General features: G+C 71.1%; 24 protein-coding genes. 17 read left to right on the top strand and 7 right to left on the bottom strand.

Annotation, left to right across the window (positions count from 1 at the left end; all coding sequences use genetic code 11):
* Window positions 1-313 precede the first annotated feature (313 nt).
* From DEJ43_RS07740 to DEJ43_RS07730, 3 genes are all read left to right on the top strand, one after another.
* Window positions 314-1,261, top strand: a complete 948-nt coding sequence (locus DEJ43_RS07740) for a heme o synthase (RefSeq protein WP_015032768.1) — start codon at window positions 314-316, stop codon at window positions 1,259-1,261.
* Window positions 1,262-1,379: 118 nt separating this feature from the next.
* Entirely contained in the window at window positions 1,380-1,700 is a 321-nt protein-coding gene (locus DEJ43_RS07735) for a hypothetical protein (RefSeq protein WP_015032767.1), read from the top strand.
* 75 nt (window positions 1,701-1,775) lie between these two features.
* Complete coding sequence (locus DEJ43_RS07730; protein ID WP_071891218.1) at window positions 1,776-2,876, top strand: amidohydrolase family protein; 1,101 nt, start codon at window positions 1,776-1,778, stop codon at window positions 2,874-2,876.
* Window positions 2,877-2,900: 24 nt separating this feature from the next.
* Here DEJ43_RS07730 and DEJ43_RS07725 read toward each other — a convergent pair whose 3' ends face one another.
* The 3 genes from DEJ43_RS07725 to DEJ43_RS07715 are packed head-to-tail and all read right to left on the bottom strand — an operon-like array spanning window position 2,901 to window position 5,660.
* The gene (locus tag DEJ43_RS07725) at window positions 2,901-3,890 is read right to left on the bottom strand and encodes a COX15/CtaA family protein (protein ID WP_015032765.1); all 990 of its coding nucleotides are present in this window, start codon (window positions 3,888-3,890) and stop codon (window positions 2,901-2,903) included.
* Window positions 3,891-3,942: 52 nt separating this feature from the next.
* Window positions 3,943-4,728, bottom strand: a complete 786-nt coding sequence (locus DEJ43_RS07720) for an ABC transporter permease (RefSeq protein ID WP_015032764.1) — start codon at window positions 4,726-4,728, stop codon at window positions 3,943-3,945.
* Entirely contained in the window at window positions 4,725-5,660 is a 936-nt protein-coding gene (locus DEJ43_RS07715; RefSeq protein WP_015032763.1) for an ABC transporter ATP-binding protein, read from the bottom strand. The genes DEJ43_RS07720 and DEJ43_RS07715 overlap by 4 nt, the downstream gene beginning before the upstream one ends.
* Before the next feature lie 300 nt (window positions 5,661-5,960).
* Between DEJ43_RS07715 and DEJ43_RS07710 the strand changes: the two genes are divergently transcribed.
* From DEJ43_RS07710 to DEJ43_RS07675, 8 genes are all read left to right on the top strand, one after another.
* On the top strand, window positions 5,961-6,686 hold the full coding sequence (locus tag DEJ43_RS07710) for a helix-turn-helix transcriptional regulator (protein WP_015032762.1): 726 nt from the start codon (window positions 5,961-5,963) through the stop codon (window positions 6,684-6,686).
* On the top strand, window positions 6,683-8,098 hold the full coding sequence (gene sufB, locus DEJ43_RS07705) for a Fe-S cluster assembly protein SufB (RefSeq protein ID WP_015032761.1): 1,416 nt from the start codon (window positions 6,683-6,685) through the stop codon (window positions 8,096-8,098). Before DEJ43_RS07710 ends, sufB begins: the two co-directional genes overlap by 4 nt.
* Before the next feature lie 61 nt (window positions 8,099-8,159).
* A complete protein-coding gene (gene sufD / locus DEJ43_RS07700; protein ID WP_015032760.1) occupies window positions 8,160-9,341 on the top strand; it encodes a Fe-S cluster assembly protein SufD in 1,182 nt (393 codons plus the stop codon).
* Entirely contained in the window at window positions 9,341-9,658 is a 318-nt protein-coding gene (locus DEJ43_RS07695) for a bifunctional 3-phenylpropionate/cinnamic acid dioxygenase ferredoxin subunit (RefSeq protein WP_015032759.1), read from the top strand. The genes sufD and DEJ43_RS07695 overlap by 1 nt, the downstream gene beginning before the upstream one ends.
* A 7-nt stretch (window positions 9,659-9,665) precedes the next feature.
* A complete protein-coding gene (gene sufC, locus DEJ43_RS07690) occupies window positions 9,666-10,430 on the top strand; it encodes a Fe-S cluster assembly ATPase SufC (protein ID WP_015032758.1) in 765 nt (254 codons plus the stop codon).
* Window positions 10,427-11,695, top strand: a complete 1,269-nt coding sequence (locus tag DEJ43_RS07685) for a cysteine desulfurase (RefSeq protein ID WP_015032757.1) — start codon at window positions 10,427-10,429, stop codon at window positions 11,693-11,695. Before sufC ends, DEJ43_RS07685 begins: the two co-directional genes overlap by 4 nt.
* Before the next feature lie 9 nt (window positions 11,696-11,704).
* On the top strand, window positions 11,705-12,175 hold the full coding sequence (sufU, locus tag DEJ43_RS07680; RefSeq protein WP_015032756.1) for a Fe-S cluster assembly sulfur transfer protein SufU: 471 nt from the start codon (window positions 11,705-11,707) through the stop codon (window positions 12,173-12,175).
* On the top strand, window positions 12,172-12,510 hold the full coding sequence (locus tag DEJ43_RS07675) for a metal-sulfur cluster assembly factor (protein WP_015032755.1): 339 nt from the start codon (window positions 12,172-12,174) through the stop codon (window positions 12,508-12,510). The genes sufU and DEJ43_RS07675 overlap by 4 nt, the downstream gene beginning before the upstream one ends.
* Before the next feature lie 106 nt (window positions 12,511-12,616).
* On the opposite strand, the gene DEJ43_RS07670 is transcribed toward DEJ43_RS07675, so the two are convergent.
* Window positions 12,617-13,690 carry a hypothetical protein gene (locus DEJ43_RS07670; RefSeq protein WP_015032754.1) on the bottom strand — a complete coding sequence of 358 codons (1,074 nt, stop codon included), beginning with the start codon at window positions 13,688-13,690 and terminating at the stop codon, window positions 12,617-12,619.
* 44 nt (window positions 13,691-13,734) lie between these two features.
* Between DEJ43_RS07670 and DEJ43_RS07665 the strand changes: the two genes are divergently transcribed.
* The 4 genes from DEJ43_RS07665 (at window position 13,735) to DEJ43_RS07650 (ending at window position 15,987) form a co-directional block, all read left to right on the top strand.
* A complete protein-coding gene (locus DEJ43_RS07665) occupies window positions 13,735-14,073 on the top strand; it encodes a DMT family transporter (RefSeq protein WP_015032753.1) in 339 nt (112 codons plus the stop codon).
* On the top strand, window positions 14,073-14,621 hold the full coding sequence (locus DEJ43_RS07660) for a TetR/AcrR family transcriptional regulator (protein ID WP_015032752.1): 549 nt from the start codon (window positions 14,073-14,075) through the stop codon (window positions 14,619-14,621). Before DEJ43_RS07665 ends, DEJ43_RS07660 begins: the two co-directional genes overlap by 1 nt.
* 109 nt (window positions 14,622-14,730) lie before the next feature.
* Complete coding sequence (gene dapD, locus DEJ43_RS07655; RefSeq protein WP_041662226.1) at window positions 14,731-15,714, top strand: 2,3,4,5-tetrahydropyridine-2,6-dicarboxylate N-succinyltransferase; 984 nt, start codon at window positions 14,731-14,733, stop codon at window positions 15,712-15,714.
* 63 nt (window positions 15,715-15,777) lie between these two features.
* The gene (locus DEJ43_RS07650; protein WP_015032750.1) at window positions 15,778-15,987 is read left to right on the top strand and encodes a hypothetical protein; all 210 of its coding nucleotides are present in this window, start codon (window positions 15,778-15,780) and stop codon (window positions 15,985-15,987) included.
* Here the strand turns inward: DEJ43_RS07650 and dapA are convergent.
* Window positions 15,966-16,859 (bottom strand): 4-hydroxy-tetrahydrodipicolinate synthase, encoded by an 894-nt coding sequence (gene dapA / locus DEJ43_RS07645; protein ID WP_015032749.1) that lies wholly within the window; start codon window positions 16,857-16,859, stop codon window positions 15,966-15,968. The genes DEJ43_RS07650 and dapA overlap by 22 nt on opposite strands.
* A 136-nt stretch (window positions 16,860-16,995) precedes the next feature.
* Between dapA and DEJ43_RS07640 the strand changes: the two genes are divergently transcribed.
* Window positions 16,996-17,751, top strand: a complete 756-nt coding sequence (locus tag DEJ43_RS07640; protein ID WP_015032748.1) for an SDR family NAD(P)-dependent oxidoreductase — start codon at window positions 16,996-16,998, stop codon at window positions 17,749-17,751.
* A gap of 61 nt (window positions 17,752-17,812) precedes the next feature.
* Here the strand turns inward: DEJ43_RS07640 and DEJ43_RS07635 are convergent, their stop codons facing one another.
* Window positions 17,813-18,256 (bottom strand): GNAT family N-acetyltransferase, encoded by a 444-nt coding sequence (locus DEJ43_RS07635; RefSeq protein WP_015032747.1) that lies wholly within the window; start codon window positions 18,254-18,256, stop codon window positions 17,813-17,815.
* 93 nt (window positions 18,257-18,349) lie between these two features.
* Here DEJ43_RS07635 and DEJ43_RS07630 point away from each other — a divergent pair, with 93 nt between their 5' ends.
* Entirely contained in the window at window positions 18,350-19,066 is a 717-nt protein-coding gene (locus DEJ43_RS07630) for an antibiotic biosynthesis monooxygenase family protein (RefSeq protein WP_015032746.1), read from the top strand.
* A gap of 24 nt (window positions 19,067-19,090) precedes the next feature.
* Here DEJ43_RS07630 and DEJ43_RS07625 read toward each other — a convergent pair whose 3' ends face one another.
* Window positions 19,091-20,953 carry an endonuclease/exonuclease/phosphatase family protein gene (locus tag DEJ43_RS07625; RefSeq protein WP_015032745.1) on the bottom strand — a complete coding sequence of 621 codons (1,863 nt, stop codon included), beginning with the start codon at window positions 20,951-20,953 and terminating at the stop codon, window positions 19,091-19,093.
* Between the last annotated feature and the right edge of the window lie 41 nt (window positions 20,954-20,994).

Genomic DNA, 20,994 nt, shown 5'->3' with positions numbered 1-20,994 from the left:
CCGGGTCAGGGCTCCTCTCCACATGTCTGAAGCCGGTGACTGAGGGTGTACCGGCGTTGTCGAGCCTACCCCCGCCGGAACGTCCCTCTTTTCGTGTTCATGCCCCTCAAATGAGCGGACACAGCAAGACTGCCGCCGCCCGTGTGAGTTCGCCTCCCGAAGCGTGTCCACGCCTTGGGACACACCCCCTCAACACGACCCCACCCCCGCGAAGATCGGCGTCTGGGCAACGTCTACAGTGGCGTGGTACGCGCAAGCTCCACCCCGTCTTCCACAGGGGAGCTTGCTGGGAATTTCTCTGTCAGGGGTGTGCGTGACGGCCGTCGAGTCCCGACCCGCAGGGGTCGTCTTGACTCCCAGCCCGGGGGGCCATCGGCCGTTCGGGGCCCGCGTCAAGGCATATGTGGCGCTGACCAAGCCGCGGATCATCGAACTGCTGCTCATCACCACCGTTCCGGTGATGTTCCTCGCCGAGCAGGGCGTGCCCGACCTGTGGCTGGTACTCGCCACGTGCTTCGGCGGCTATCTGTCGGCGGGCGGCGCCAACGCGCTGAACATGTACATCGACCGCGACATCGACGCGCTGATGGACCGCACCTCGCAGCGTCCGCTGGTCACCGGCGTGCTGACGCCGCGCGAGGGCCTGGTCTTCGGCCTCACCCTCGCCGTGGTCTCCACGCTCTGGTTCGGCCTGCTGGTCAACTGGCTCTCCGCAGCCCTCTCGCTCGGCGCGCTCCTCTTCTACGTCGTGATCTACACGATGATCCTGAAGCGCCGCACCGCGCAGAACATCGTCTGGGGCGGCATCGCCGGCTGTCTGCCGGTGCTCATCGGCTGGTCCGCCGTCACCGACTCGATGTCCTGGGCCGCCGTCATCCTCTTCCTCGTCATCTTCTTCTGGACGCCGCCGCACTACTGGCCGCTGTCGATGAAGGTCAAGGACGACTACGCGCGCGCGGGCGTGCCGATGCTCCCGGTGCTCGCCTCCAACAAGGTCGTCGCCAAGCAGATCGTCGCCTACAGCTGGGTGATGGTCGCCGTCTCGCTGCTGCTGACCCCGCTCGGCTACACCGGCTGGTTCTACCTGGCCGTGGCGCTGCTGACCGGCGGCTGGTGGCTCTGGGAGGCGCACGCGCTGCTCCACCGCGCGAAGAACGGCGCGACCGGCGCGAAGCTCAAGGAGATGCGCCTCTTCCACTGGTCCATCACCTATGTCTCGCTGCTCTTCGTGGCGGTCGCGGTGGACCCGTTCCTCCGCTAGCTCCGCCATCCGGGCGGTCGCGCTCAGATGATCAGCCCGTCCGACGGCCGGGTCACGTGGGATAGGCCACGTGACCCGGCCGTCGCCAGTGGATCTACCGCTCGGTAGCATCCCTTTCATGGCAGAAACGAAGCAGGAAGAGCGCAAGGCGGCCCGCCTCGCCAAGGAGATCAAGGCCTTCTCCGAGCAGCACGGCGGCTCCGAGGGACACCTCGCGCACATCGGCCAGGCGGGCACCCGGATCGTCCTCGTCGGCACCGACGGCGGCTGGGGCGACCTCGTCGCGCCCAGCTACGAGGTGGCGAAGCAGGCCGCCGAGAAGGCCGGCCTCACGCTCCACGAGGAGTTCGACGGCGAGTTCGCCGCCAAGGTGACCACCGGCCCGTACGAGTGGACCCGGATGGCCGGTATCCAGATCGGCGGCCCCTCCAACAGCTGAGGCAACAACCTCGCGCGGGGCTCACCCGTTAGGACGTGTGGAGACGCGACACGTCCACACAGGGAGCCCCCCGAGATGATCGACACGCCGAACCTGGTGGACCAGTACTGCCACGGGGTGCTCCGCACGGAACTCGGCCTCGGCACCTTCGAGGCCCACCTCGGCGCCCAGCTCGGCGGGAGCTCCGCGCTGCCCGCCGCGGGCACCACCTTCTTCGACACCCAGACCGGCTTCGCCCTCCGCCGCTGGTGTCCGCCGCTCCTCGGCCTGGAACCCCACTGCCCGCCCGCCCGGTACCTCGCACGCCGCCGCGAGCTCGGCGCCGCCGAGGCGGGCCGGCGCCTCCTGCGGGCCTCCGGGATCGCCACGTACCTCGTGGACACCGGGCTCCCCGGCGACCTCACGGGACCCGCAGAGCTCGGCGCCGCCGGAGCGGCCGAGGCCCACGAGATCGTCCGCCTCGAACCACTCGCCGAGCAGGTCGCCGACACCTCGGGGACCGTCGAGGCCTTCCTCGCCAACCTCGCCGAGGCCGTCCACGGGGCCGCCGCCCACGCCGTCGCCTTCGCCTCCGCGGCGGGCGTAGGCCGAGGGCTCGGGTGCACGCCCGAACCGCCGGGACCCGGGGAGGTGCGCGGCGCGGCGGGGCGCTGGCTGGCCCGGCGCCCGGCCGGCGGCCGGCTCACCGACCCCGTCCTGCTGCGCCATCTGCTCTGGATCGCGGTCACCGCGGGGCGCCCCCTCCAGCTGCACACCGGCGACCGGGACCCGGCCGTGACGGCCGGCTTCGCCGCCGCCACCGCGGGGCTCGGCGCCGACCTGGTGCTGCTGCACTCCTACCCGTACCACCGGACCGCCGCGCAGCTGACCGGGGTGCACCCGCACGTGTACGCGGACCTCGGTCCGGTCCTCGCGCACACCGGGGCGCGGGCGGCGGCCGTCCTGGCGGAGGTCCTGGAGCGGGCCCCCTTCGGGAAGCTGCTCTTCTCCAGCGGAGCCCACGGGCTGCCCGAGCTCCACGTGGTCGCCGCGAGCGTCTTCCGCACCGCCCTCGCCCGGGTGCTCGGCGAGTGGGTCATGGACGGCGCCTGGTCCCGTACGGACGCCCAGCGCGTCGCCACGATGATCGCGGCGGGAAACGCGCGACGGGTCTACCGGCTCGCGGGGAGCCGGTAGACCCGTCGGGTCGGTGCGCGAGGGTCAGGCCTTCGCCAGTTCCGCGTCGGCCTGGGCCGGGATCCCGGCGGTCGGGAGCGGACGCTCGCGCAGGCTCAGGGCCAGGCGCAGGACCGCGATCCACATCAGGGAGGAGCCCAGCATGTGCAGGGCGACGAGGAGCTCCGGGACGCCGGTGAAGTACTGGACGTAGCCGATCGCGCCCTGGGCGAGCAGCACGACCAGCAGGTCGCGGGCGCGGGCCCGGGTGTCGAGCGGGGCGTCCACCACGCGCAGGACCAGCCACATCGCGAGCGCGAGGGCGCAGACCACCCAGGCCGCGATGGCGTGGACGTGCGCGGCGTTCGTCCAGTCCCACGGCATGCGCGGGACGTCGCTGCTGTCACCGGCGTGCTTGCCGGCGCCGGTCACCGTGGTGCCGAGCACGATCAACAGCCCCGAGGTGATGGTGATCGCCCAGGACAGCTTGCGGACCGGGCGCGGTACCCGCGGGCGGGGGGCGGTGTCGCCCTCGCCGGTCCGGTGCCAGGTGATGACGGCGACCGTGAGCAGGGAGTTCGCGGCGAGGAAGTGACCGGCGACCGTCCACGGGTTGAGGCCCATCCAGACCGTGATGCCGCCGATGACGGCGTTGCTCATCACGATCCAGAACTGCGCCCAGCCGAGCCGGGTGAGGCCGCGCCGCCACGGCTTGGTGGACCGGGCGGCGATGATCGCCCAGCCGACCGCGGCCGACAGGACGTAGGTCAGCATCCGGTTGCCGAACTCGATCACGCCGCGGTAGCCCTGCTCGGGCGTCACGATCAGGCTGTCGTCGGTGCACTTCGGCCAGGTGTCGCAGCCGAGACCGGAACCGGTCAGCCGGACCGCGCCACCGGTGACGATGATGAGGACGCTCATCACGACGGCGGAGAGCGCGGCGCGCCGGAGCGTCCGCGGGGACGGGGTCCAGCGCCGGGCGATGAGGGCGAGGGGGGTCAGCACGGGCCCTATCGTAGGCCGGGGCTTGTGCACGCTTTCACGAGGGGTGCCTTGTCGGGAAACGTCACCCTCTGGGACCCGTCCGCTACTCCCAGCGGAAGAACTTCGCCGCCGCGCCGAGACCGAGGACGGCCCAGACCGCCAGCGTCAGCGCGTCGCCCCACGGGAGCGCGGCGCCGTCCTGGAGGACCGCCCGCAGGCCGTCCGAGAGCGCGGAGATCGGCAGCAGCTCCAGGACCGAGCGCGCCGCGTCCGGGAACTTCTCCAGCGGGACGATGACCCCGCCGCCCACCAGCAGCAGCAGGAAGACCAGGTTGGCGGCGGCCAGCGTGGCCTCCGCCCGCAGGGTGCCGGCCATCAGCAGCCCGAGGCCGGAGAACGCGGCCGTGCCGAGCACGAGCAGCAGCAGCACGGAGCCGGGGTCGCCCTGCGGGGACCAGCCGAGACCCAGGGCGATCGCCGTCAGGAGCGCGATCTGGAGCACCTCGGTGACCAGGACGGCGAGCGTCTTCGCGGTCATCAGCGCCCAGCGGGGGAGCGGGGAGGCGCCGAGGCGCTTGAGCACCCCGTACCGCCGCTCGAATCCGGTCGCGATGGCCTGGCCGGTGAAGGCGGTCGACAGGACGGCGAGGGCGAGGACGCCCGGCGCGAGGAAGTCCACGGCCTTGCCGCTCCCGCCCGTCGTCGACACCGGCACGGTGACGATGTCGACGGTGGAGAAGAGCACCAGGAGCAGCGAGGGGATGATCACGGTGAGCAGCAGCTGCTCGCCGTTGCGCAGCAGCATCCGGGTCTCCAGGGCCGCCTGCGCCGCGATCATCCGGCCGACCGGGGCGGCGCCCGGCTTCGGGGCGTACGTACCGGTGCTCACGACCTCAGCTCCTTGCCGGTCAGCTCCAGGAAGACGTCTTCCAGGGTGTGGCGCTCGACGGAGATGCCGTCGGGCATGACGCCGTGCTGGGCGCACCAGGTGGTCACCGTGGCGAGCAGCTGCGGGTCGACCGTGCCGGTGATCCGGTAGGTGCCCGGGAGCGGCTCCGCCGCGGCCGTGCCGTCCGGGAGCGCCTTGAGCAGCGAGCCCAGGTCGAGGCCGGGGCGTCCGGTGAAGCGCAGGGTGTTCTCGGCGCCGCCCCGGCACAGTTCCTCGGGGCTGCCCTGGGCGGCGACCCGGCCGGCGTCGACGATCGCGACGTCGTCGGCGAGCTCCTCCGCCTCCTGCATGAAGTGCGTGGTGAGGACGGTGGTCACCCCGTCGGCGCGCAGCTCGCGCACGAGGTCCCAGGTGGCGCGGCGGGCCTGCGGGTCGAGTCCGGCGGTGGGCTCGTCGAGGAAGACCAGCTCGGGGCGGCCGACGACGGCCATGGCGAGCGCGAGGCGCTGCTGCTGGCCGCCGGAGAGGCGCCGGTAGGTGGTGCGGCCGCAGGAGCCGAGCCCGAGCCGCTCGATCAGCGCGTCGACGTCCAGCGGGTGGGCGTGGAGCTTCGCCATGTGGCGGAGCATCTCGTCGGCGCGGGCGCCGGAGTAGACGCCGCCGGACTGGAGCATCACGCCGATCCGGGGGCGCAGCGCGGCCGCGTCCGCGACCGGGTCGAGGCCGAGGACGCGCACGGTGCCGGCGTCGGGCCGCCGGTAGCCCTCGCAGGTCTCGATCGTGGTGGTCTTGCCGGCCCCGTTGGGGCCGAGGACGGCGGTGACGGTGCCGGACCGCACGTCGAGGTCGAGGCCGTCGACGGCGGTTTTGTTGCCGTACCGCTTGACCAGGCCACGGACCTGGACGGCGGATCCGACGGACTCGTTTCGCATGCCGGGAAGTCTAGAGAGCGGGAGAAGCCCTCTCGGGCGCGGGTCCCAGGTGGCCGGAATGGGGCCTTCCAGGCAATCCCCGCATCGCCGCGCCGGGTGTCATCGGGGTCGCCGGAGCCCCTGTGGCCTGCGCGTACGGGCTCGCGGGGCGGCCGGAAGGGGCCTGCGAGCGAGCCGCTGATTCGTCCTACGAATGATCGTTTCCGCAGGTCAGGTAAGCCTTACCTGAGTGATGCACGGCACCGTCGCCGCTCCCGGCGGCGCTTGTCAGGCCGAGATTAATTACGCAACAATGGCGTTGTGAAAAACGTTGGCGCGGCTCCGGTGGAGGAACTCGCGACCCGAGAGCGTTCGACGCGCAACCGGGTCGCGCGGTCGATCCTGGACCACGGGCCGTCGACCGTCGCCGACCTCGCCGGGCGGCTCAGCCTCACCCAGGCCGCCGTCCGCCGCCACCTCGACGCGCTCGTCGCAGAGAACGTCGTCGAGGCCCGTGAGCAGCGCGTCTACGGCGCCCGCGCCCGCGGCCGCCCCGCCAAGGTCTTCGCGCTCACCGACTGCGGCCGGGACGCCTTCGACCAGTCGTACGACTCGCTGGCCGTCGAGGCACTCCGCTGGATCGAGCGGAACGCCGGAGGGGAAGCGGCCGTCGCCGCCTTCGCCCGCGACCGGATCGAGGCCCAGGCCGGGGCGTACCGCGAGGCGGTCGAGTCGGCCGAGCCCGACCGGCGGACCGAGGCGCTGGCCAAGGCCCTCACGGCGGACGGGTACGCTGCCACTGCGCGGAACGCGCCGGTCGGCGAGCAGCTCTGCCAGCACCACTGCCCGGTCGCCCACGTCGCCGAGCAGTACCCACAGCTGTGCGAGGCGGAGACGGAGTTCTTCTCCCGCCTCCTGGGAACGCACGTCCAGCGTCTCGCCACCATCGCGCATGGTGACGGCGTCTGCACCACGTTCATCCCGCACGGCGCACCACAGACCACCGAATCAGCATCCGCAAGCACGGCCGGGAGGAACCCCGCATGACCACCGAGATCAGCCACCCCGAGCTCGAGGGCCTGGGTCGGTACGAGTACGGCTGGGCCGACTCCGACGCCGCCGGTGCCACCGCCAAGCGCGGTCTGAACGAGGACGTCGTCCGCGACATCTCCTCGAAGAAGAACGAGCCCGAGTGGATGCTGAAGCTGCGTCTCAAGGGTCTGCGGCTCTTCGACAAGAAGCCCATGCCGACCTGGGGCTCCGACCTCTCCGGCATCGACTTCGACAACATCAAGTACTTCGTGCGGTCCACCGAGAAGCAGGCCGAGTCCTGGGAGGACCTGCCGGAGGACATCAAGAACACGTACGACAAGCTCGGCATCCCCGAGGCGGAGAAGCAGCGCCTCGTCGCCGGTGTCGCCGCCCAGTACGAGTCCGAGGTCGTCTACCACCAGATCCGTGAGGACCTGGAGGAGCAGGGCGTCATCTTCGTCGACACCGACACCGCGCTGAAGGAGCACGAGGAACTCTTCAAGGAGTACTTCGGCACCGTCATCCCGGTCGGCGACAACAAGTTCGCCTCCCTGAACACCGCCGTCTGGTCCGGCGGATCGTTCATCTACGTGCCGAAGGGCGTGCACGTCGAGATCCCGCTCCAGGCCTACTTCCGCATCAACACGGAGAACATGGGCCAGTTCGAGCGGACGCTGATCATCGTCGACGAGGACGCCTACGTCCACTACGTCGAGGGCTGCACCGCCCCGATCTACTCCTCGGACTCGCTGCACAGCGCCGTGGTCGAGATCATCGTGAAGAAGGGCGGCCGCTGCCGCTACACGACCATCCAGAACTGGTCGAACAACGTCTACAACCTGGTGACCAAGCGCGCCGTCGCCTACGAGGGCGCCACCATGGAGTGGGTCGACGGCAACATCGGCTCCAAGGTCACCATGAAGTACCCGGCCGTCTACCTGATGGGCGAGCACGCCAAGGGCGAGACCCTCTCCATCGCCTTCGCGGGCGAGGGCCAGCACCAGGACGCCGGCGCCAAGATGGTCCACATGGCCCCGAACACCTCCTCCAACATCGTCTCCAAGTCGGTGGCGCGAGGCGGCGGCCGCACCTCCTACCGCGGTCTCATCGAGATCGGCGAGGGTGCCCCGGGCTCCAAGTCGAACGTGCTCTGCGACGCGCTGCTCGTCGACACCATCTCCCGCTCGGACACGTACCCGTACGTCGACGTCCGCGAGGACGACGTCTCCATGGGTCACGAGGCCACCGTCTCCAAGGTCTCCGAGGACCAGCTCTTCTACCTGATGAGCCGCGGCCTCACCGAGTTCGAGGCCATGGCGATGATCGTCCGCGGCTTCGTCGAGCCCATCGCCAAGGAACTCCCGATGGAGTACGCCCTGGAGCTCAACCGGCTGATCGAGCTGCAGATGGAAGGCGCGGTCGGCTAACAGCCCCCGCACCAGCAGCGACCGACTTACACGTACGCAGGAAGAGAGCACCCCAACAGCCATGGCTGAGGCTCAGAACATCCCCGCGGGCTCGACCACCGCGGGCTCGATCGCGGTGGCCGCCGAGTCCACCGTCGCCACGCGCATGAGCGCGCCCCCGTCCTTCGACGTCGCGGACTTCCCCGTCCCGCACGGCCGCGAGGAGGAGTGGCGGTTCACCCCGCTCGCGCGCCTCCGTGGCCTGCACGACGGAACCGCCGTCGCCTCCGGCGAGGGCGTCAAGGTCGAGATCGAGGCCCCCGAGGGCGTCACCGTGGAGACCGTCGGCCGCGACGACGAGCGGCTCGGCAAGGCCGGTACGCCCGTCGACCGCGTCGCGGCCCAGGCGTACTCCTCCTTCGAGAAGGCCTCGGTCGTCACCGTCGCCAAGGAGGCCGTGCTCACCGAGCCGATCCGCGTCACCGTGCACGGTGAGGGCGGCGTCGCCTTCGGCCACCAGGTCATCGAGCTCGGCGCCTTCGCCGAGGCCGTCGTGGTCATCGACCACACCGGTGACGCGGTGCTCGCCGCCAACGTCGACTACGTCCTCGGCGACGGCGCCAAGCTGACCGTCGTCTCCGTCCAGGACTGGGACGAGAAGGCCGTCCACGTCGCCCAGCACAACGCGCTGGTCGGCCGCGACGCCTCCTTCAAGTCGGTCGTCGTCACCTTCGGCGGCGACGTCGTCCGCATCCACCCGCGCGTCTCCTACGCGGCGCCGGGCGGCGAGGCCGAGCTCTTCGGCCTGTACTTCACCGACGCGGGCCAGCACCAGGAGCACCGCCTCCTGGTCGACCACAACACCCCGCACTGCAAGTCCAACGTGGCCTACAAGGGCGCGCTGCAGGGCCAGGACGCGCACGCCGTCTGGATCGGCGACGTGCTCATCCAGGCCGCCGCCGAGGGCACCGACACGTACGAGCTCAACCGGAACCTGGTCCTCACGGACGGCGCCCGGGTCGACTCCGTACCGAACCTGGAGATCGAGACCGGCGAGATCGCCGGCGCCGGTCACGCCTCGGCCACCGGCCGGTTCGACGACGAGCAGCTCTTCTACCTGATGTCCCGCGGCATCCCGCAGGCCGAGGCCCGTCGCCTCGTCGTCCGCGGCTTCTTCGCGGAACTCGTCCAGCAGATCGGTCTGCCGGACGTCGAGGAGCGCCTCATCGCCAAGATCGAGGCCGAGCTGGAGGCCTCCGTCTGATGGCCTTCGTCCGAGTCTGCACGCTGAGCGAGCTGGAGGCCGACACCCCGAAGCGGGTCGAGGTCGACGGCACGCCGGTGTCGGTCGTGCGCACCGAGGGCGAGGTGTTCGCGATCAACGACATCTGCTCGCACGCGAACGTCTCCCTCTCGGAGGGCGAGGTCGAGGACTGCGCCATCGAGTGCTGGCTGCACGGCTCCAGCTTCGACCTGCGCACCGGCAAGCCCTCCGGCCTTCCCGCGACGCGTCCCGTCCCCGTATACCCCGTAAAGATCGAAGGGGACGATGTGCTCGTCTCCGTCACCCAGGAGTCCTGAGTCACCCATGGCAACGCTTGAAATCCACGACCTGCACGTCTCCGTCGAGGCGGAGAACGGCCCCCGCGAGATCCTCAAGGGCGTCGACCTGACCATCAAGCAGGGCGAGACCCACGCCGTCATGGGCCCCAACGGCTCCGGCAAGTCGACCCTGGCCTACTCCCTCGCCGGTCACCCGAAGTACACGATCACCGGCGGCACCGTCACGCTCGACGGTGAGGACGTCCTGGAGATGTCGGTCGACGAGCGCGCCCGCGCCGGCGTCTTCCTCGCCATGCAGTACCCGGTCGAGGTCCCCGGCGTCTCGGTCTCCAACTTCCTGCGCACCTCCGCCACCGCCGTCCGCGGCGAGGCGCCCAAGCTGCGCACCTGGGTGAAGGAGGTCAAGTCCGCGATGGAGCAGCTCCAGATGGACCCGGCCTTCGCCGAGCGCAACGTCAACGAGGGCTTCTCCGGCGGTGAGAAGAAGCGCCACGAGATCCTCCAGCTGGAGCTCCTCAAGCCGAAGATCGCGATCCTCGACGAGACCGACTCCGGCCTCGACGTCGACGCCCTGCGCGTCGTCTCCGAGGGCGTCAACCGCGTCCGCGAGACCGGCGAGGTCGGCACCCTGCTGATCACGCACTACACGCGGATCCTCCGCTACATCAAGCCCGACTTCGTGCACGTCTTCGCGAACGGCCGCATCGCCGAGTCCGGTGGCGCCGAGCTCGCCGACGTCCTGGAGAACGAGGGCTACGACAAGTACGTGAAGGGTGGCGCGTCCGCGTGACTTCTGCCCATCAGGGGCTCTCCGGCCTCCTCGACACCGAGGCGATCCGCAAGGACTTCCCGCTCCTGGATCGCGTGGTCCACGACGGCAAGAAGATCGTGTACCTCGACTCCGCGGCGACCTCGCAGAAGCCGCGGCAGGTCCTCGACGCGCTCAACACGTACTACGAGCGCCACAACGCCAACGTCCACCGCGGCGTCTACACGGTCGCCGAGGAGGCGACGGCGCTGTACGAAGGCGCCCGTGACAAGGTCGCGGCCTTCATCAACGCCCCGAGCCGCGACGAGGTGATCTTCACCAAGAACGCCTCGGAGTCGCTCAACCTGGTGGCCAACATGCTGGGCTGGGCCGAAGAGCCCTACCGCGTGGACCACGAGACCGAGATCGCCATCACGGAGATGGAGCACCACTCCAACATCGTGCCGTGGCAGCTGCTCTCGCAGCGCACGGGCGCGAAGCTGAAGTGGTTCGGCCTCACCGACGACGGCCGTCTCGACCTCTCGAACATCGAAGAGGTCATCACCGAGAAGACCAAGATCGTCTCGTTCACGCTGGTCTCGAACCTGCTGGGCACGGTCAACCCGGTCGAGACGATCATCCGCCGCGCCCAGGAGGTCGGTGCGCTCGTCTGCATCGACGCCTCCCAGGCGGCCCCGCACATGGTCCTGGACGTGCAGGCGCTCCAGGCCGACTTCGTGGCCTTCACCGGCCACAAGATGTGCGGCCCGACGGGCATCGGCGTGCTGTGGGGACGGCAGGAGCTCCTGGAGGACCTGCCGCCGTTCCTCGGCGGCGGCGAGATGATCGAGACCGTCTCGATGCACTCCTCGACGTACGCGCCGGCCCCGCACAAGTTCGAGGCGGGTACGCCCCCGATCGCGCAGGCCGTCGGCCTCGGCGCGGCCGTGGACTACCTCTCGGCGATCGGCATGGAGAACATCGCGCGCCACGAGCACGCGATCACCGAGTACGCCGTCCGGCGCCTCCAGGAGGTCCCGGACCTGCGGATCATCGGCCCCACCACGGCCGAGGACCGCGGCGCGGCGATCTCCTTCACGCTCGGCGACATCCACCCGCACGACGTGGGCCAGGTGCTCGACGAGGAGGGCATCGCGGTCCGGGTCGGGCACCACTGCGCGCGACCGGTCTGCCTGCGGTACGGAATTCCTGCGACCACGCGGGCGTCGTTCTATCTGTACTCCACCCCGGCCGAGGTCGACGCCCTGGTCGCGGGTCTCGAGCACGTACGGAACTTCTTCGGGTAGGGGTTGGTCGTGAAGCTGGATTCGATGTACCAGGACGTCATCCTGGACCACTACAAGCACCCGCACGGGCGCGGTCTCCGGGACGGCGACGCCGAGGTGCACCACGTCAACCCGACGTGCGGCGACGAGATCACGCTCCGCGTGAAGTACGACGGCTCGCGGATCGCGGACGTGTCGTACGAGGGCCAGGGCTGTTCCATCAGCCAGGCCTCGGCGTCCGTCCTCAACGAGCTGCTCGTCGGCAAGGAGCTGGCCGAGGCGCAGAAGATCCAGGGCACCTTCCTGGAGCTGATGCAGTCCAAGGGCCAGATCGAGCCGGACGAGGCGATGGAGGAGGTCCTGGAGGACGCGGTCGCGTTCGCCGGAGTCTCCAAGTACCCGGCCCGTGTGAAGTGCGCGCTGCTCAGCTGGATGGCGTGGAAGGACGCGACCGCCCAGGCGCTGGGGGACTCAGAAAAGTCTGTGAGGAAGTCGGCATGACCGAGAACGCCGAGGCCACGATGAAGCCGGCCTCCGAGGAAGAAGTCCGCGAGGCGCTGTACGACGTCGTCGACCCCGAGCTGGGCATCGACGTCGTCAACCTGGGCCTGATCTACGGCATCCACATCGACGACTCGAACGTCGCGACGCTGGACATGACCCTGACGTCGGCGGCCTGCCCGCTGACCGATGTGATCGAGGACCAGGCGAGGTCCGCGACGGACGGCATCGTCAACGACCTGAAGATCAACTGGGTCTGGATGCCCCCGTGGGGCCCCGACAAGATCACCGACGACGGCCGCGAGCAGCTCCGCGCGCTCGGCTTCAACGTCTGATCGACCCACGCGTCTCGTGTGAACGGCCGTGCCCTTCCGGGCACGGCCGTTTCGCGTCGTCGGCGGCCGGGGCCTGCCTCTCGGATCGGGCCCGGACAGTCGGCCGCTAGCCCAGGCCCGCCGCGCGGGCCAGGTCGGGGGCCAGGTTTTCGCGGCGGATGCGCTGGTCCACGTAGAGGAGCGCGGTGACCAGGGGCGGGAAGACGGAGACGACCGCCTGGCTGATCAGCTGGCCGAGGGTGAGGAACGCGAGGACCGCGATCAGGGACGCCACCACCGCGGCCGAGTCCTCGCCGGAGAAGTCGGCGGCCGCCAGCGGGGTCGACGCCAGCGCGGAGAGGACCTGCTGGATCAGCATGCCGACGACCGAGGCCATGACCGAGGCGGCGAGCAGGCAGCCGAACAGGCGCCACCAGTAGCCGTGGACCAGGTGCGAGGAGCGGCGCATCGAGGCGACCGGGCCCTGGCCCTCCATCACGGCCGCCGCCGGGGCCAGGCTGAACTTCACCCAGATCCAGACGCCGAACGGCAGGGCCACGAGGGCGACCAGGAACAGGACGACGGGCAGGGCGAACGAGACCCCGGAGCCCGCACCGTCGGCCCCGTCGGCGTAGTCGGCGACGAACGCGATCACCATCGCGGTGAAGGCGCCGAGGAAGAGGAACATCGGGATCAGCAGCGCCGCGCTCGTCAGGAAGACGGTGCCGAGCACGGCCGGCATCCGGGACCAGGACCGGCGCCAGATCACGCCGAAGGTCGTGGGCCGGCCGAGGACCGCCTCCTGGATCACGGCCGGACAGGCCGCCGCCACCACGGCATTGGCGCAGACCATCGCGATCATGCCGACGAGCCAGACGCAGACGAACGCGACGATCAGCGGCCGGACGTCGTCCCACCGCGGTTCCTGCCCCGCGGGCAGGTCGAACACGGCGGGGAGGAGATCGCCCACGGCCGCGTACCCGATGCCGATCGCCGCGCCGACGACCAGCAGGGCGCCGAGGTAGGCCGCCCCGGCGACGCCAAGGAGCTGCTTCCAGTAGCGGCCGAAGGCCGTGAAGGCGCCGGTCAGGATCACGCTGAAGGTGAGCGGCGCCAGGGGTATCACACCGGGCTTCGGCGGCGGCGGGGGCGGCGGCGGATAGCCGTAGCCGTAGGGCGGCGGCCCTGGGGGAATCGTCATGCGGGACACCGTATCGGTCGCCGTTGTGTACGGTCGTACGCATCATGAGTACGCTTGTACACATGGGTTACGGACTGCTCGCGGGCGCGATAGCGGCGGAGATACTCGCCACCACCTCCATGAAGTACAGCGAGGGCTTCAGCAAGCTCTGGCCCTCGATCATCACCGGCGCCGGCTATGTGATCGCCTTCGCGCTCCTCGCGCAGGCCCTCAAGACCCTCCAGGTCGGCACCGCGTACGCCATCTGGTCCGGGGTCGGCACCGCCGCCGTCGCCGCCATCGGCATCCTCTTCCTCGGCGAGACCCTCAGCCTCGCCAAGGTCGCCGGGATCGTCCTCATCGTCGCCGGGGTCGCCGTCCTCAACCTCGGGGGCGCCCACTGATGCCCCGCCCGCGCCGCCACGACCCCGCACGGCGGGAACGGATCGTCGACGCGGCCCTCCGGGTCGCCGCCCGGTCCGGGATCGCCGGACTCAGCCACCGCACGGTCGCCGCCGAGGCGGACGTGCCGCTGGGCTCCACCACGTACCACTTCGCCTCCCTCGACGAACTCCTCGTCGCCGCGCTCCGCAAGGCCAACGAGGGCTTCGACCGACTGCTGCGCGAGAACTCCGCCCTCACCGCGCCCGGCACCGACCTCGCGGCCGCGCTCGCCCGGCTCCTGGGGGAGTGGCTGGGCGGCGAACGCGCCCGCGTGGAGCTGGAGTACGAGCTCTACCTCGCCGCGCTGCGCCGCCCCGCGCTCCGGCCCGTCGCCGTCGAGTGGGCCGAGACCGTCGTCGCCGCCCTCTCCCCGCACACGGACCCCGTCACCGCCCGCGCCCTGGTCGCCCTCATGGACGGCATCTGCCTGCAGTCCCTGCTCACGGACGAGCCGTACGACGAGGTGTACGCGCGCGAGATGCTCGGCCGGGTGCTGCGCAAGCCCTGACGGAAGGGCCGAAGGGAGGGGGTTCGCGTTCGTGGGAAGCGCCGACTCCCTCGACCGACACCTGAGACCGGTTGGCCCGGGCGGGGCCCCGCCGGTTAGGTTTTCCGTCATGACCACTGCTCCTCGCGCCACCGGCGCCGTCGCCGCCGGCCTCGCCACCATCGCCGGCGACGGCACCGTTCTCGACACCTGGTTCCCCGCCCCCGAGCTGACCGAGGCGCCCGGCCCGGCCGGCACCGAGCGGCTCACCCCCGACGAGGCCGTGAACGCCCTCGGTGAAGGCGCCGCCAAGGCCCTCGGCGTGGACGCCCGCCGGGGCGTCGAGGTGGTCGCCGTCCGTACCGTCATCGCCTCGCTCGACGAGAAGCCGCTCGACGCGCACGACGCCTACCTCCGCCTCCACCTCCTCAGCCACCGGCTCGTCCAGCCGCACGGCCAGAGCCTGGACGGCGTCTTCGGCCTGCTCGCCAACGTCGCCTGGACCTCGCTGGGTCCGGTCGCCGTGGACGACATCGAGAAGGTCCGCCTCAACGCCCGCGCCGAGGGCCTGCACCTCCAGGTGACCTCCATCGACAAGTTCCCGCGCATGACCGACTACGTCGTACCCGCCGGGGTCCGGATCGCCGACGCCGACCGCGTCCGGCTCGGCGCCCACCTCGCGGCCGGCACCACCGTCATGCACGAGGGCTTCGTCAACTTCAACGCCGGCACCCTCGGCACCTCGATGGTCGAGGGCCGGATCTCGGCCGGCGTCGTCGTGGGCAACGGCTCGGACATCGGTGGCGGCGCCTCCACCATGGGCACCCTCTCGGGCGGCGGCAACGTCGTCATCTCGATCGGCGAGCGCTGCCTGATCGGCGCCGAGGCGGGCGTCGGCATCGCGCTCGGTGACGAGTGCGTCGTCGAGGCCGGCCTGTACGTCACCGCCGGCACCCGGGTGTCGATGCCCGACGGCCAGATCGTGAAGGCCCGCGAGCTCTCCGGCGCCTCGAACATCCTGTTCCGCCGCAACTCGGTCACCGGCGCCGTCGAGGCCCGCCCGAACAACGCGGTCTGGGGCGGCCTGAACGACATCCTCCACAGCCACAACTGATCCGGTGACTCTGCGTTAACCAGAACGCAGAGTCACTGCACGCAGACAAGGCGAGGAGTCGACATGAAGACGAAGCCCACGGTCGCCGGAGTGCTCACGCTGGCGGCGGTGCTGTTGCCGGCCGGGACGGCGGCGGCGGACGAGACGCACAGTCACTCGCACAACGGGCCGAACGTCTCCCTGATCTCCACCGGGCAGATCGACGACCCGCTGGAGGACGTCCTGGAGCACGCCGCGATCCTCGGGCGGACCTACACGACCGACTCCGCCTGATCCGGACGGATCAGCGCCTCGTACAGCTCGCGCAGCCCGTCGGCCGTCTCCCGGTCGGCGGGCTGCAGCGGTTCGCGGACCGGGCCGCCGAGGAGGGCCTTGACGGTGACCGTGCCCGGCAGGCCCGCGGCCATCATCCGTTCGGCGAGCGGCAGGAGCCGGGCGTTGAGCCGGGTGGCCGCCGCGGTGTCGCCGGCGTCGAAGGCGTCGAGGACGGCCCGCAGCTGACGGGGTGCCACGTTCGCCACCGTGCTGACGTAGCCGGCGCCGCCGACCGCGTACAGCGGCAGGTTCGTCTCCTCGGAGCCCGAGTAGTACGCCAGTCCCGTCTCCGCGATCAGCCGGGCGGAGCTCAGCAGGTCGTACGAGCAGTCCTTCACCGCCACGATCCGCGGGTGCTCGGCGAGCCGCCGCATCGTGGCCGGCTCGACGCGGGTGCCGGTGCGGCCGGGGATGTCGTAGACCATCACCGGGAGTCCGGTCGCGTCCGCGACGCGCCGGAAGTGCGCCTCGACGGCGGGCTGCGGCGGGCGGCTGTAGTACGGGGTGACGACGAGCAGTCCGTCCGCCCCCGCCTGCTCGGCCTGCCGGGCCAGTTCGGCGGTGTGCCGGGTGTCGGCGGTCCCGACGCCCGTCAGGACCGAGGGCCCGGGCCCGACGGCCGCGCGGACGGCGCGGACCAGGGCGGCCTTCTCGGCGTCGGTGGTGGTCGGCGACTCGCCGGTGGTGCCGTTGAGGACGAGGCCGTCGCAGCCCTCGCCGACCAGTCGGGCGGCCAGCTTCGCCGCCTCGTCGAGGTCGAGCGCACCGTCGGGGGTGAACGGGGTGACCATCGCGCAGAGCGCCCGGCCGAAAGGTCGTGCAGAAGTCATCCGCCCAGTCTGGGCGCCCCGGACGGTGAAGGTCCACTTAGATCTGCTTGGTTCGAGAGATAACGGCTGCTGAACTGTCCGCCGGGTCTGACATGATCGAAGGGCGCGACAGGGGGACATGGAGAAACAGCACCGCATGAGCTCGCACAGCACGGACGACGCCCGCCGCGTCGCCCTCGTCACCGGATCCTCCTCGGGCATCGGCGCCGCCGTCGCCCGCCGCCTCGCCGAGGCCGGCTACCGGGTCGTCGTCAACTCCGCCCGCTCCGTCGAGGCCGGAACCCGGCTCGCCGCCGAACTGCCCGGCGCCGTCTACCTCCGGGCGGACGTCTCCGACGAGGCCCAGGCCAAGGACCTCGTCGAGCGGACCGTGGACACCCTCGGCCGCCTCGACCTCCTGGTCAACTGCGCCGGCACCACCCGGTTCATCCCGCACGACGACCTCGAAGCCGCCACGCCCGAGATCTGGCGCCACCTCTACGACGTCAACGTCATCGGGGTCTGGCAGACCGTCACCGCCGCCGTCCCGCACCTGCGCAGGACCCGCGGCGCCATCGTCAACGTCTCCTCCCAGGCCGGTGTCCGGCCCGGCGGCAGCTCCATCCCGTACGCCGTCTCCAAGGCGGCCGTCAACCACATGACGAAGCTCCTCGCCAAGACCCTCGGCCCCGACGTCCGGGTCAACGCGGTCGCGCCCGGACTCGTCGACACCCCCTGGTTCGACGGGGTGGACGGCGCCGACGCCGCCAAGGCGCACGTCGCGGACGTCGTCCCGCTGCGCCGGGTCGGCCGCGCCGAGGACATCGCCGGGGCCGTCCACGACCTGGCCCACTCCTCGTACATCACCGGCGAGGTGCTCCTCGTCGACGGCGGCGGGCACCTCCTCGGCTAGCTGGACGCTTCCCGGTCAGGCGGGCGGTCCCGCGCTCGGAGGGCCGGCTTGAAGCCCGCGCTCAGAGGGCCAGCTTGAAGCCGTCGTGGCTGCGCGCGAAGCCCAGCGAGGCGTAGAAGCGGTGGGCGTCGGTCCGCCGCTTGTCGCTGGTCAGCTGGACGAGCGCGCAGCCCCGCTGCTTCGCACGCGCCACGGCACGCTCCATCAGCTCCCGGCCGAGACCGCCGCCGCGCCGGTCGGCCCTGATCCGGACCGCCTCGATCAGGGCCCGCTCGGCACCGCCCTTGCCGAGTCCGGGGATGTACGTGAGCTGCAGGCAGCCGAGGACGAGTTCGCCGTCCGTCAGGACCAGCATCTCGTTGCGGGGATCGGCCGCGATGTCGGCGAAGGCCCGCTCGTAGGGCTCGGTGACGGTGACGGAGGCGGGGTCGACGAGCCTCTCCTCGTCGGCCAGGAGGGCGAGGACGGCGGGCAGTTCGGCGCGGGTGGCGGGGCGGAGGATCACGGTGCGAAGTCTCCCACGAGGAGAACCCTTGACCTCAACCATGGTTGAGGGAGGAGGGTCGGGTCATCCGCACCGAACGCGAGGAGACACCCGATGAACGCCGTAGCCCGTCCCGACGCCCGTCCCGACCTCCACCGCCCCGGAGTCGGCGCCGTCTTCGTCAGCACCTGGAACGTCGGCACCCCCGAGCGCCAGCGCGCCGCCGTCGAGGCGATCCGCACGGCCTGGGAGAACCGGGAATGGCCGGACCTCGGGCTGCTCTCGTACAGCGTCTTCATCGGGACCGACGGGGAGACGCTGATGCACTACTCGCAGTGGACCGGGGAGCAGGAGTACGAGGACTTCGTCCGCACCTACCGCGACGACCGGAACGCCGAGATCGACAAGGCCGTGCCCGGCATCGAGCGGGTGGAGCTCCGCCGCTACGGGGCCGTCCACCGCTCCACCGCTCGCGGCGCGACGAGCACGGGGGAGCTGCCCGGGGTCGTCGTGATCGTCGAGGCGGACTTCACGGAGGACGCCGGGCCGGGCGCCCGGGAGGAGTGGGTGGACAGCGTGTTCGCCGCCCTGGACGAGGACGCGGTGTCGCGGCCCGCGCCCGGCGGCATCAGCGCCCAGTTCCATCTCTCCCTCGACGGCGGCCGGGTCCTCAACTACGCCGAGTGGGAGAGCGAGCAGGCCCACCTGGACTGGCTGGCGGACGACGCCCCGCTGAGCGAGGCCTGGCGGCGGGTCCAGCACGACCCCCGGCTCGCGGGCGGCCGGGTGCGGCGGTACACGCCCGCGCTCAGTCTGAGCGCGGGCGTGTGACGGGGCCGGCGGGCCCCGGAGCCGCTACGGGCGGAAGCGCAGGACCTGCGGGTCGTGGTCGCTGTCCTGGTCGGCGAACTCCGCGTTGATGTGGACGCTGTCGTACTCGAAGTGGTGCACGCCGGGGCTCGTCAGGATCTGGTCGAGCACCTGGCTGTTGCCCTGGAAGACGTACGAGTAGCGCTCGCTGCGCGGCAGCGACTTCACGGCCGGGTACAGCGCGCCGCCGTCGGTCAGCGCCTTCGTCGTGCCGGAGAACTCGAAGTCGTTGATGTCACCGACCACCAGCACGTCGGCCTGCTTCTCGACCGCGAGCAGCTGCTTCACGAAGCCGTTGACGGCCTGGGCCTGGAGCAGGCGCTTCGCCTCGGAGGAGCGGACCGGCGGCTGGTGGTGCGAGACGATGGACTCGTCGCCGCCCTTCGAGCCGAAGTGGTTGGCGATCACGAAGACCGTACGGCCACGGAAGACGAACTCGCCCGCGAGCGGCTTGCGGCTGGCCTCCCAGGCGGTGTTCGCCGGGTCGATGCGGCCGGGGGAGAGGGTCAGCTCGGCGTGGCCCTTGCGGCCCGTCACGGCGGTGGCGGTGGTCGCGTCGGCGCCCGCGCGGTCCGTGAAGGAGACCCGCTCGGGGTTGAAGAGGAAGACCTGACGGATGTTGCCGCCGGGCTCGCCGCCGTCCTTGTTGTTCTCCGGGTCGACCGAGCGCCACTCGTACGCCGGTCCGCCGGCCGCCACGATCGCGTCCGTGAACTTCTTCACCGTCAGGTCGGCGGCGACGGTGCCGTCGTTCTTGGCGCCCGTGTTGTCCTGGATCTCCTCCAGGGCCAGGATGTCGGGCGAGGCGAGGTTCTCGACGACCGCCTTCGCGAGGGCGTCGAACTTCTCCTGCGGGTCGCTCGGGTCGAGGTTCTCCACGTTGTACGTGGCCACGGCCAGCTCGTTCTTGTGCTGCTTGTCCGTGGACTCGCGCTCAAGGCCGCGGTCGACGACCGTGCCGAGGGTGCGGGCGGTGATCGTGTAGCCGCCGAACTGGTTGAAGTCGAGCGGGCCCTCGGTCACGCCCTGCAGCACGTCGCCGACGTTCGCCTTGGGGAAGGGCTGCTGGGCGATCGGGGCCAGCTGCTGGATCTGGAGCCGGCCGGTGTTCTGCGAGGCGTACGAGCCGTAGACCGTGCCGCCGCGCCAGTTGCGGTTCTCCCAGGGCTTCACCGTCACCCAGAGCTCGGAGTACGGGTCGGTGGCGCCGACCACCCGCGAGGTGCCGATCCGGACGTTGGTGCCCTCGAGCGACTCGTAGTAGTCCAGGGCGTACGTCTCCGGGTCCAGGGTCAGGCCGTTGATGGAGCCGGCGGCGGCCGGGTCGCCCTCGGGCGCGTACTCCTCGGGGACGGACCAGGCCGAGACGGTCACCGGGGCCGGGACGGCGTTGCCCTGGGAGAGGACGGTGACGACCGGCTTGGAGATCTGGGTCAGCGACTGGTTGCCGGAGTTCAGGCCGCCGGGGACGTACTCGGTGACCGTGCCGCTCACGCTGACCGCGTCGCCGACGGCGACCGTCGGGACGGAGCTGGTGAAGACGAAGACGCCCTCGCTGGTGGCCGGGTTCGCGTCGGCCTCGGGGTCCTGGATCCAGAAGCCGCGCGAGCCGTAGGTGCGGACGCCGGTGACGATGCCCGTGACGCCGGTGACCTGCTTGCCGACGAGCGGCGAGACGCGGGTCGTGCCCTGGATGTCGTGGATGCGGACGCCGGTCGCGGCGTCCTCGGCGGCGGCGCTCGTCGAACCGGCGAGCAGTCCGGCGGCGAGGGCCGAGGCGACGACGGCGGAGACCGCGGCGGAGCGCGCGACGGTGCGGCCGGCAGATCTCGGTATGGAGGAAGGCATCAGGGGACTCCGAGGGTGCTTGGAGGAACGGCAGAAGAATC

This window comes from Streptomyces venezuelae ATCC 10712 (genome assembly GCF_008639165.1).
GTDB lineage: Bacteria > Actinomycetota > Actinomycetes > Streptomycetales > Streptomycetaceae > Streptomyces > Streptomyces venezuelae.
Note: the sequence above shows the minus strand (reverse complement) of the source record. Positions and strands in the feature narration are given on the sequence as shown.